At 72.2% G+C, this 11,299-nt stretch carries 8 protein-coding genes; 3 read left to right on the top strand and 5 right to left on the bottom strand.

Annotated elements, in window-relative coordinates; genetic code table 11:
* Window positions 1–139 precede the first annotated feature (139 nt).
* On the top strand, window positions 140–1,051 hold the full coding sequence (locus tag AB0C66_RS24040; RefSeq protein WP_362442159.1) for an aminoglycoside phosphotransferase family protein: 912 nt from the start codon (window positions 140–142) through the stop codon (window positions 1,049–1,051).
* 191 nt (window positions 1,052–1,242) lie between these two features.
* Here the strand turns inward: AB0C66_RS24040 and AB0C66_RS24035 are convergent, their stop codons facing one another.
* The 5 genes from AB0C66_RS24035 to AB0C66_RS24015 form a co-directional block, all read right to left on the bottom strand.
* Window positions 1,243–1,839, bottom strand: coding sequence for a TIGR03086 family metal-binding protein (locus tag AB0C66_RS24035; protein WP_362442156.1), 597 nt, complete (start codon window positions 1,837–1,839; stop codon window positions 1,243–1,245).
* A 125-nt stretch (window positions 1,840–1,964) separates the two neighbouring features.
* Window positions 1,965–2,687 (bottom strand): 3'-5' exonuclease, encoded by a 723-nt coding sequence (locus AB0C66_RS24030; RefSeq protein WP_362442153.1) that lies wholly within the window; start codon window positions 2,685–2,687, stop codon window positions 1,965–1,967.
* A 126-nt stretch (window positions 2,688–2,813) separates the two neighbouring features.
* Window positions 2,814–4,067 carry an SAV2148 family HEPN domain-containing protein gene (locus AB0C66_RS24025; RefSeq protein WP_362442150.1) on the bottom strand — a complete coding sequence of 418 codons (1,254 nt, stop codon included), beginning with the start codon at window positions 4,065–4,067 and terminating at the stop codon, window positions 2,814–2,816.
* Window positions 4,068–4,155: 88 nt separating this feature from the next.
* On the bottom strand, window positions 4,156–5,475 hold the full coding sequence (locus tag AB0C66_RS24020; RefSeq protein WP_362442147.1) for a copper amine oxidase: 1,320 nt from the start codon (window positions 5,473–5,475) through the stop codon (window positions 4,156–4,158).
* 57 nt (window positions 5,476–5,532) lie between these two features.
* Entirely contained in the window at window positions 5,533–6,327 is a 795-nt protein-coding gene (locus AB0C66_RS24015; RefSeq protein WP_362442144.1) for a Tat pathway signal sequence domain protein, read from the bottom strand.
* A gap of 242 nt (window positions 6,328–6,569) precedes the next feature.
* Between AB0C66_RS24015 and glgX the strand changes: the two genes are divergently transcribed.
* Entirely contained in the window at window positions 6,570–8,708 is a 2,139-nt protein-coding gene (gene glgX, locus AB0C66_RS24010; protein ID WP_362442141.1) for a glycogen debranching protein GlgX, read from the top strand.
* A 93-nt stretch (window positions 8,709–8,801) separates the two neighbouring features.
* Complete coding sequence (gene treY, locus AB0C66_RS24005) at window positions 8,802–11,261, top strand: malto-oligosyltrehalose synthase (protein WP_362442137.1); 2,460 nt, start codon at window positions 8,802–8,804, stop codon at window positions 11,259–11,261.
* Window positions 11,262–11,299: the final 38 nt, after the last annotated feature.

The raw sequence follows: 11,299 nt of genomic DNA, 5'->3' as shown, positions 1-11,299 counted from the left end.
CGACCGGCGCTGCGGCACGCGAGTTGGCGCCCGCGAACGCCACGGACCCGGACCCGGACCCGGCGATGATCACCGAACGGGCGGAGGGTGCATGATGAGGCGTGGGTCAGTGGCTCATGGGAGGCGAAGGGGATACGGCGTGGTGGACGTGGCGTTCACGGAGGAGCGGGCGCGGGCCGTGCTGGGGGCGGCGCTGCCGCCGTACCGGGACGGGACGGTCGGTGCGCGGCTGCTGGCCTTCGGGGAGAACGCGGTCTTCGCCGTGGACGGCCTGTCGCTGGTGGTGCGGGTCAGTCGGGACCTGGAGGTGTGGGACCGGGCGGCCCGGGAGCTCAAGGTGGCCGACTGGCTCGCGCGGGAGGGGCTGCCCGCGGTACGGCCGGACCGGCGCTACGGCTCGGAGCAGCCGCTTCCGTTCTCCGGCCGTCTGGTGACGTACTGGCAGCAACTCCCCGAGCCGGTACGGCCCGCCGGGCCCCGCGATCTGGCCGCGCTGCTGCATCTGGTGCACGCCCTGCCGGAGCCGCCCGCGGAGCTGTCGCTCGAGCTGCCGCGGCGGGAGCTGCTGGGCGGGGTGGAGCGGTGGCTGAAGCTTGCCGGGGACGCGATCGACCCGGCGGACGCGGCGTATCTGCGGGCCCGCCGGGACGACTTCGCGGCCGCGGCCGCCGAGCTGACACCGCGGCTGGCCCCCGGGCCGATCCACGGGGACGCGCTGCCGCGCAATGTGCACATCGGCCCCGACGGCCCGGTCCTCGTCGACCTGGAGACGTTCTCCTCGGATCTGCGCGAGCACGACCTCGTGGTGATGGCCCTGACCCGGGACCGCTACGGCCTCGACCCGGCCGCCTACGACGACTTCACGGCGGCCTACGGCTGGGACGTACGCGAGTGGCCGGGGTGCGCGGTGCTGCGGGGCGCCCGGGAGACGGCGAGCTGTGCGTGGGTGGCCCAGCACGCCCCGGGCAACCCGGCCGCGCGCACCGAGTTCGCCCGCCGGGTCGCCTCCCTGCGACAGGCCGACCCAACAGTCCGCTGGCACGCCTTCTGACCCCATGCCCTCCCTCGCCGGGCGGCTTACGGCGTGGGACCTCGGCCCACGTACGGGCTCGCCTGCCCACCCTGGCGACGCACCGGCCCTGGCCGGTACGGCCTCGGGGGCGGCGTAGCGCAGCCGCGCGCGGGGCACCGGCCGCGTACGGACAGCGCGCGGGGCGCCGGGGCGTGGGGCTCGCTCTGAGGTCAGGCCGACCAGGCGGGGTCGCGGCCGCTGAGGCCGAGGGCGCGGTCCAGCGGCGGGGCGCTCTCCGGTACCGGGACGACCGCCCCGAACAGCTCCTTCGGACGGTCCTCGAGCGCGGACTGCGACAAGAGTCCGATCACGGCCTGGGCGCTGCGCTCATCGCAGTCGAAGGGCTGACCGGTGGCGCGGGCCAGGTCCCAGCCGTGGATCACCAGCTCGTCCAGCGCCACCAGACCCATCACCTCGGCGGGCATGGTGACCCCGCCGGCGCTCGCGTCTCCCTGCCAGGCCGCCGGGTCCGCCCAGGCGGCCGCCATACCGTCCAGCCGCCTCGGCAGCTCCTCCCGCCAGCCCGGCTCCAGCCGCGCCGCGGACCCCTGGCCGGGGGCGGCCCGCTCCGGGTCCGCGGGCCCCTTCTTCAGCGCCGAGTCCTGGAAGGCGAGCGCCAGCCCCATCATGTGGTCCAGCAGATCCCCCACCGAGTACTCGGCGCAGGGGGTGCGCGCCGTCAGCTGATCGTCGGAGACACCGCCGAGCAGTGCGGTGATCCGCCGGGCCGCGGGGCCGAGGTCGACGATCTGGCTCTCTTGCGTCACGGTGGTCCTCCTCGTTCCGGTCCGTTCATCCCTCTACCTCTACGGACCGGCCGGAGCCGGGAAACTCATCGGCGCGGGGAGCGCCCGTCCGGCCGACGGCCGTCCGGCGCCCCCGCTCCGGGGCGCTACGCCACCGCCGCCCCCACCTCGCGCAGCGGCCAGCTGCCGTCCACCACCGCGTCCGGCGTGCCCTTGCGGCGCAGCCAGGACTGGAAGTCGGCGGCCCAGTGGGCGTACCAGCCGACCTGCTTGCGGTGCAGATCCCACAGCTCGAGCCCGGCCACCTCGCGGTGGCGCTCGGCCACCGCGCAGGCCACCCGGACCGCCGCCAGCGCGTCCGCCCCGGCCTCATGGGCCCGCTCATGCGCCACCCCGTACTCCCCGCAGACCGCCGCCAGCGTCCGCTTGCCCTTGCGGTAGCGGTCGACGGCGCGGTCTATCGTGTACGGATCGACGACCGGGCCGGTCTCCGCCCCGTCCAGCCGCTCGCTCAGCGGCCGCAGCCCGTACCGGCCCAACTCGGCGGCCAGCAGACTCAGATCGAACGCCGCGTTGTACGCGACCACCGGGGCACCCCGGCGCCAGTGGGCCACCAGCGCGTCCGCCACCTCGTCCACCACCTCCGCCGCGGGGCGGCCTTCGGCCTTCGCCCGCTCGTCGGTGACCCCGTGCACCGCCACGGCACCTTCCGGAATGGGCACGCCCGGGTCGGCCAGCCACTCCCGCCGCGCGATCGGCTCCCCGCCCTTCACCTCGATCACGGCCGCCGTCACGATCCGCGCCGTGCCCGGATCGGTGCCCGTCGTCTCCAGATCGAATCCGATCAGAAGCTCACGGTGCCAGCCCATGGCTGCCCTCCCTATGCATGATTCCCCCGGTTTCCCCCGGTTTCCGCTTGGTGTTCCTCACCCTCCCACGCGGCACTGACAACGTGGATCGGGAGACGTGGGGGACGCGGGAGACGCGGGGACGGGTCAGGAGACCGGACGGGAGTCCGCCCAGACGCCTTCGAACTCCTCCCGGTAGGTGCCGAAGAGCCCGCCGCCTTCGTCGGCGCCGGTGTGCTGCCCGGCGCGCACCACATCGCGGCCGCGGCCGCCGCCGCGCAGCACCAGGACCGGGGCCTCCATCCCGCGGGCGTTGCGCAGATAGCTCTGGACGACCGCGAGTCCATCGGTGCCGTCGCCGTTCACCAGGTAGGCGGTGAAGCGGGGGGTCTCGTCGAAGACATGGATCTCGAAGGCGCCGGGGTCGCGCAGCCGGGCCCGGACCCGCCGCATATGGAGGATGTTCATCTCCACCGATCGGCTCATCTCGCCCTTCTTCAGGCCGAGTTCGCGCTCGCGGCGGCGGACCGCGCTGCTCGCGGGGTTGAGGAAGAGCAGCCGCGCCCGGCAGCCGGATTCGGCAAGCCGCACCAGACGGCGGCCGGAGTAGTTCTGGACCAGGAGGTTGAGTCCGATGCCCACGGCGTCCAGGCGGCGGGCGCCCCCGAAGAGATCCTCGGCGGGCAGTTGCCGCTGGAGCCGCACCCGGTCGGAGTGGACGCCGACCACATCGGCGTAGCGGTCGCCGACGAGATCCTCGACGGCGTCGATGGGCAGCCGGTCCGCCGAGGGGGTGCCGGTGCCGCTGCCGAGTATCTCCAGCAGCCGGGCCGAGGCGCGCTCGGCCTGGGCGAGGACGGTCTCGGACAGGGCGCGGTTGCGGGAGACGACGTTACGCGCGACCTCCAGCTCGTCCAGGGCGAGTTCCACCTCGCGCCGGTCGTCGAGGTAGGGCTCGAAGCACGGCCAGTGCTGGACCAGCAGCTCGCGCAGCTGCGGAAGGGTGAGAAAGCTGAGCACGTTGTCGTCGGCGGGATCGAGGAGATAGCCCTTGCGGCGGCTCACTTCCCGGACCGCCACGGCGCGCTGGACCCACTCCTGTCCGGCGGGGCCCGCCGCGGCGATGACCCAGTCGTCGCCGTGGACCGGTTCGTAGATGGGCCGGAGCACGGCGCCGACGACCGCGCGCAGTCGCTGTTCCACCAGATTCAGCCAGATATAGGCACGTCCGGCCCGGCGCGCTCGCGTCCGCACCTCGGCCCAGGCGTCGGCGCCCCAGTCCAGTTCCGCCCCGATCTCCATCGGCCGCACCAGGGACACCGCGCCGGGGGGTGCTTCGGTGGAGCCGTCACCCCCGGGACCTCCGTCACCAGGGGGCAGCTCCAACCCGCCCGAGCTCACCTGTGCACCGCCTTCCGCCCCCGTCCAACGATCACCGCAGACTACTGCGCGGGCGGAGGCGGTGCAGCACTCTCGATCGACCTGTCGGTCAACCTTGCTCTTCTGTATGGCCGTTGTGACCGGAGAGTGCAGGAGGCGTGAGCGGATTCATAGCGGTCACATCGCGCGGGGCGAGCTGGAAACCCTGCCAGTGCAGCGGCATCGGCTCCTGGTCCTCGTCACGGGCGATGTGGTGGAACCCGATGTTGACCCATACGACCGGGTGTTTGAGGCTCTGCCCGTTGACCCACTTGTCCACGGACTTGCCCGCGCCCCGGCCACAGTTGCGCAGATTGTTGCTGGCGAACTGTTCACACTTGTTGTACTCGGTGAAGTACACATCGTGCTTGGTGTAGCTGCGGCCCTGGTACTTGGTGGTGTGGCCGGGCACGATCTCGTAGCTGCGCGGGTGGCCGTCCTTGTTCTTGCCCGCGGTGCTCACCACACGCCACCAGCGCGCCTCCGCGGCGTCCCCGGCGAGTTCCTTGGCGACCTGGGTGCGGGTGGTCTTGGTCTTGGGGATCTGACCGGCGGTGGCGGTGGTCTTGGAGTCGTACTGCTCGATCTTGCTCTTGGGCGAGCCGTCGAGGCCGAAGTTCAGCCGCCAGAAGACGTTGTGGGCGTGGCTGGTGGCGAAGTCCTTGGCGCCCTTGCCGATCGGCCAGCCGCGGCCGTCACCCGCGTCGTAGTCCATCGGGGAGAGCGTGCCGGTGGCGCCGACCTGCATGGACATGGTGCCGTCGCCGGCGAACCGCCATTCGGTGATGTACTCGTACCAGCCGACCTGGTTGACGGTGTAGAGCAGCAGGTCCTTGCCCTGCCGCTGGTAGACCTTGTTGTCCTCGCCCGTCATGCGGTAGGCGTGACCGCGGGCGCGGGTGGTGGCGCACAGACCCTTCACATTCGGATGGCTGGGGTCCCAGGCATCGGGCACCTTGACGGTCTTGATGGTGCCGCCGGGACATTCGGCCGGGTCCAGCTGCATCAGACCCTGGGAGAAGCTCTGGCCGGTGAGGTCGTCGTACTCATTGCTGCCGTCGTCATACGGCACATGGATCTGGCCCAGCTTGGCCGAGGTCAGCACCTTGATCGGGGCCGACTCGCCCTTGGGCTGGTACGAGATGTTGTCGAGCACCAGCCCGGCCTTGCTCTCGTAGTGCCAGCACATCCGCCAGGTGGTGCCGCCGTCCAGCTGCTGCTCGACCTTGTAGGCGGAGCTACAGCTCGCGGCGGGCGCGGGTGCCTTCGCCGGGGCCTTCGGGGCTGCCTGGGCGGGACCCGCGGCGATCGCCACGGTGCCGAGCAGCGTGGTGGCGCCGACTGCCGCCGCGACCCTGAGGCGGGCGCGGCGGAGCCTTCTTTGGGGCATGGAGGACTCCTGTGTGGTTCAGCGTATGAGTGGGCGTGGGCGGGCGTCCGGGCGGTGTCAGCCCAGCCGGGCGACGGAGTGGTCGCTCAGGTCGATCACCAGCTGGCGGGTGTCGATCCAGGGGCCGTTGACGACCCGGGTGAACAGCCGCACACAGCGGTGCTCACCGCAGTCCTTCACGGCGGCCGGGCCCGCGTTGTCCACACCCGCGCGGTAGACGAAACCGGTCACGGTGAGCTGGCCGGGGCCGGTCAGCTCCCTGCCGGTGGCGTCCTTGAAGTCCTTCTTCAGACCCGCGCCCAGTTTGTCGTTGATCAGCACGCGGGCGGCCTCCACGGCCTCGCCGCGGGCGGGCGGCGGCTGGACGCCCCGCTGGGTGTCGGTGTGCTCGACCTTGCCCGTGCCGAGGTCGACCGTCTTGGTCACGTACGTGTTGTCCTTGTAGTCGTAGTACGTGACATCGGCGCGGCGGGGCGGAGCGGCCGCGCCGACCTCTTCCGGCCCCAGTTCGGCGAGGTCGGTCGAGAGGTGCTCGGGGCCCTTCTTGCCCTTGACGTTCTCGCTCCCGGCCCGGAAGTCGCGGCTGAGCGCGAGCGACTGGGCGCGTTTCATCTCGTCGTCGGTGAGCGGATCCCGTCCGGTGCCCTTCTTGCCCTGCTCGGGCGCGGACTCCACCACTCCGGGCCGCGGCGCCGCCTGGCCCTGCTCGGCCGCCGAACCCTGCGGCCCTCCCCCACCCGGTCCCTCATCACCGGAAGCGCTGCCCGGCAGCGTCACCCCGATTATCACGGCGGCCGCCGTGACCGCCACGGCCGCACCGGCCACCACCTTGCCCAGGTGCCGGTGGATCATCGTGCGCACATCCTCCCCCAAATCCCCCTGTCGACATATCCAGCTGCATAGCGGTAAATCGCGTATGCGAAGTTCACCCGGTAGGACGAACCAATCCGGCCGTAGGTTGCCTGCCAGATGAGGAAGTTCCGTCGAAACTGCGGTCAGACCCCGCGAGTTGGGAAAGGATTCCCTCCCGATCCGGTTCCGTCCGGTGCCACGGGTGCTCGCGGCCCCCGGAGGAGAAGTGGAAGAGTCGACACATGCAGGTCTGGCCGGGACAGGCTTACCCCCTGGGCGCCACGTACGACGGCGCCGGAACCAACTTCGCGGTGTACTCCGAGGCAGCGGTTCGGATCGAACTGTGCCTTCTGCACGACGACGGCTCGGAGACGGCGGTCGAACTGCGGGAGACCGACGCGTTCGTGCGCCATGCCTATCTGCCGGGGATCATGCCGGGGCAGCGCTACGGCTTCCGGGCCCATGGCCCGTACGAGCCGGAGCTCGGCCACCGCTGCAATTCCGCCAAACTGCTGCTGGACCCCTACGCCAAGGCGGTCAGCGGGCGGATCGACTGGGGCGAGGAGGTCTACGGCTACCACTTCTACCGGCCGGACAAGCGCAATGACCTCGACTCCGCCCCGCACACTATGGCCTCGGTGGTGGTCAATCCCTACTTCGACTGGGGCGACGATCGGCCGCCGCGGACCGACTACCACCGCACCGTCATCTACGAGGCCCACGTCAAGGGGCTGACGATGCGCCATCCGCGCCTCCCGGACGAGCTGCGGGGCACCTACGCGGCGCTGGCCCACCCGGCGATCATCGAGCATCTGACGGAGCTGGGCGTCACCACGCTCGAACTGATGCCCGTGCACCAGTTCGTCAACGACCACCGGCTGGTCGACGAGGGGCTGGCCAACTACTGGGGCTACAACACCATCGGTTTCTTCGCCCCGCACAACGCCTACGCCTCCTGGGGCGACCGGGGCCAGCAGGTCCTGGAGTTCAAGTCGGCGGTGCGGGCGCTGCACCAGGCGGGGATCGAGGTCATCCTCGACGTGGTCTACAACCACACGGCCGAGGGCAACCACCTGGGCCCGACGCTCTCCTTCCGGGGGCTGGACAACGCCTCGTACTACCGGCTGACGGACGACCGGCGGTACTACATGGACACCACCGGCACCGGGAACTCCCTGCTGATGCGCAGTCCGCATGTGCTTCAGCTGATCATGGACTCGCTGCGCTACTGGGTGACGGAGATGCATGTCGACGGCTTCCGCTTCGATCTGGCGGCCACCCTGGCCCGTCAGTTCCACGAGGTGGACCGGCTGTCGTCGTTCTTCGACCTGGTACAGCAGGACCCGGTGGTCAGCCAGGTGAAGCTGATCGCGGAACCCTGGGACGTCGGCGAGGGCGGCTACCAGGTGGGCAACTTCCCGCCCCTGTGGACCGAATGGAACGGGAAGTTCCGGGACACCGTGCGCGACCTGTGGCGCGGGGAGTCACGCACCCTCGCGGAGTTCGCCTCCCGGCTGACCGGCTCCTCCGACCTCTACCAGGGCGACGGCCGCCGCCCCCTGGCCTCGGTCAACTTCGTCACCTGCCACGACGGCTTCACCCTGCGCGACCTGGTGTCGTACGACGAGAAGCACAACGAGGCCAACGGGGAGTCCAACCAGGACGGCGAGAGCTACAACCGCTCCTGGAACTGCGGGGTCGAGGGCGAGACCGACGACCCCGAGGTGCGGGCGCTGCGCCAGCGGCAGATGCGGAACTTCATCGCCACGCTGATGCTCTCCCAGGGCGTGCCGATGCTCAGCCACGGCGATGAGTTCGCGCGCAGCCAGGGCGGCAACAACAACGCGTACTGCCAGGACAACGAGGTGTCCTGGGTGACCTGGCCGAACCCCGGCAAGGACGGCGGCGAGGAGGACCGTTCGGCGCTGGAGCTGCTGCGCTTCACCCGGTCGCTGGTATGGCTGCGCCGTGACCACCCGGTCTTCCGGCGCCGCCGGTTCTTCCACGGGCGGCCGGTCGAGGGCACCCATGACGAGCTGTCGGACATCGCCTGGTTCACCCATGAGGGCGAGGAGATGCGGCAGCGCGACTGGCAGGCGGCACACGCCAAGTCGCTCACCGTCTTCCTCAACGGGAACGCGATCTCCGAGCCGGGGGTGCGCGGTGAGCGGATCACCGATGACTCCTTCCTGCTGCTGTTCAACGCGCACCACGAGCCCCTGGAGTTCACGGTGCCGGTCGACCACGGCAAGTCGTGGCAGGTCATCGTGGACACCGCGGAGCCGGAGGGGGTGGAGCCGGGCAGCGGCGCGAAGGTGGCGGCGGGCGACCGGCTGACGCTGGTGGACCGCAGCCTGATGGTGCTCCAGCGCCCCGCGTAGCGGGCACCGGAGGGGGCTGGACGGAGCGGCTCGCGCACCCGTATGGGTGCCCGGGTATCTCATGGGGCCCGCGGTCTGGGTACATACGTTCCTATGACGGCTGATCCCGTGGCGCCCACCGCCACCTACCGGTTACAGCTCCAGCCCGGTTTCCCCTTCGAGGCGGCGCGGCGGGCCGTACCGTACCTGGCCTCGCTCGGCGTCTCCCATCTGCATCTGTCCCCCGTCCTGGAGGCCCGGCCCGGCTCCACCCACGGCTATGACGTGGTGGACCATACGGCGGTCCGGGCCGAACTGGGCGGCGAACGGGGCCTGCGGGCGCTCGCCCGCACGGCGCGGGCGCACGGCCTCGGGCTGATCGTGGACATCGTCCCCAACCACATGGCCGCGCCCGCGCCCGAGCGGCTCAACCGGCCCCTGTGGGAGGTGCTGCGGGAGGGGCCCGCCTCACCGTACGCACGCTGGTTCGACATCGACTGGGCGGAGCACGGCGGCAAGGTGCTGCTGCCGGTGCTCGGCGGACCGCTCGGCGAGGAGCTCAAGCGGCTGGCGGTGGAGGGCACCGGGGACGACGCGGTGCTGCGCTACCACGACCACGTCCTGCCCCTCGCGCCCGGCACGGCCCGGCTCCGGCTGCCCGAGCTGCTGGACGCCCAGTGGTACCGGCTGGGCTGGTGGCGGCTGGCCCGTACCGAGCTGAACTACCGGCGCTTCTTCACCATCTCCGAGCTGATCGCGGTGCGGGTGGAGGACCCGGAGGTGTTCGCGGCGACCCACGCCAAGCTACTGGAGCTGGTGCGGGACGGGGTGATCGACGGGCTGCGGGTGGACCACCCGGACGGGCTCGCCGACCCCGGCGGTTATCTGCGGCGGCTGGACCGGGAGCTGCGGGCCGTGACGGCGGACGCCGGGCGGTGGACCGTGGTCGAGAAGATCCTCGCCCGGGGCGAACGGCTCCCCGTGGACTGGCCGGTGGCCGGGACCACCGGCTACGACGCGCTGCACCATATCGACGGGCTCTTCCTCGACCCGGACGGGCTGGCCGCGCTGACCATGATCTACCAGGACCTCACCGCGGCCGGGGCCGACGAGGGCGGGGACTGGGCCGCCACGGTGCGCCGTGCCGCCCATGAGGTGGTGACGCGGGAGCTGGCCGCCGAGGTGGACCGGCTGGTGCGGACCGCCTCGCGGATCTGTGACGCCTCGCCCCGGCTGCGCGACCACGCCCCCTGGGCGCTGCGCACCGCCGTACGCGAACTGCTGGTGCGGCTGCCCGTCTACCGTCCGTACGTGACCGTCGGGACGCCCGCGCCGGACGGGGACGCCGCGCTGCTGGAGGAGGCGGCGCGGGGCGCACGGTCCGCCTTCGCGGTGGCCGAGGAGGCACGGGCCGTGGACACCGTGCGGGACGCGGCGCTGGGCAGGCTCGGCGACGGCCCGCACCACCGGGACTTCTGTATGCGTTTCGCGCAGACCGCGGCGGCGCTGCGTGCCAAGTCCGTCGAGGACACCGCCTTCTACCGCTACGCCCCGCTACTCTCGGCGGCGGAGGTGGGCGGCGCCCCGGGGCACCCGGCCGTCCCGGCGGAGGAGTTCCACGCCTTCGCCGCCCGGCTGCTGCGCGACTGGCCCGCGACGGGCACGGTGCTGTCCACGCACGACACCAAGCGCAGCGCGGATGTCCGGGCGCGGATCGCGGCGCTGACCGAATCCCCGGAGTGGTGGGGGCGGCTGATGGCGCGCGAGCTGGCGGACGAGCGGGCGGCCCCCGACGCCCACGGGCTGTGGACGGTGTGGCAGACCGCGCTCGGCCTGGGCCACGCGGACGGCGCCCGGCTGGTCCCGGCGGTGCTCAAGGGCGTACGCGAGGCCGGGCTGCGCACCACCTGGACGGAGCAGAACGCGGCCTACGAGGAGGCGGTGGCCGCCCTCCTGGAGTCGGCGGGCGGGCCGGGCGACCCCGGGTCGCCGGTGTGGGCGGAGATCACCGCCGAACTCGACGCCCCGGCCCGGGCCATCGCGCTGGGCGCCGCGCTGGTCCAGCTGACCATGCCGGGCGTCCCCGACCTCTATATGGGCACCGAGCACGCCTACCGTGCCCTGGTCGACCCGGACAACCGCCGCCCGCCCGAACCGCGCCCCGAGGCGCTGACCGCCCTGGACGCGGGGCGGGAGCCGGACGGGCTGTCCGCCGAGAAACTGCTGCTGACCTCGGCGGCCCTACGGCTGCGCCGAGAGCGTCCGGAGTGGTTCGGCGCGGACAGCGGCTATCTCCCCCTGCGGGCGGACGGCCCGGCCGCCGCCCACTGCGTCGCCTTCGCCCGCACCCCCGGCGGGACCGAGGACGACGCCCGCCGGGCGCCCGGCGGGGCGATCACCGTGGTCACCCGGCTGTCACGGCGCCTGTCCACGACGGGCGGCTGGGGCCCCACCCGCCTCCCCCTGCCGCCCGGCCCATGGCGCGACCTGCTGACCGGCCGCACGATCGACGGCCCCTGCCCACTGGCCGACCTCCTGTCCCGCCTCCCGGTGGCCCTGCTGATGCGCGCATGACGGGGTGGGGGCGTGGCACCTACCAGGCGGAGACGACG

Origin of the sequence: Streptomyces sp. NPDC048636 (genome assembly GCF_040650655.1) — a bacterium.
Lineage (GTDB): Bacteria > Actinomycetota > Actinomycetes > Streptomycetales > Streptomycetaceae > Streptomyces.
The sequence above is the reverse complement of the archived record's forward strand: the minus strand, read 5'-3'. Positions and strand labels throughout refer to the sequence as shown.

What these genes read in the sequence shown, in the direction of transcription:
- AB0C66_RS24030 (WP_362442153.1), bottom strand. Translation starts at nt 2,687, where the DNA reads ATGGGCTGGCACCGTGAGCTTCTGATCGGATTCGATCTGGAGACGACG.
- AB0C66_RS24020 (WP_362442147.1), bottom strand. Translation starts at nt 5,475, where the DNA reads ATGCCCCAAAGAAGGCTCCGCCGCGCCCGCCTCAGGGTCGCGGCGGCA.
- AB0C66_RS24015 (WP_362442144.1), bottom strand. Translation starts at nt 6,327, where the DNA reads ATGATCCACCGGCACCTGGGCAAGGTGGTGGCCGGTGCGGCCGTGGCG.
- glgX (WP_362442141.1), top strand. Translation starts at nt 6,570, where the DNA reads ATGCAGGTCTGGCCGGGACAGGCTTACCCCCTGGGCGCCACGTACGAC.
- treY (WP_362442137.1), top strand. Translation starts at nt 8,802, where the DNA reads ATGACGGCTGATCCCGTGGCGCCCACCGCCACCTACCGGTTACAGCTC.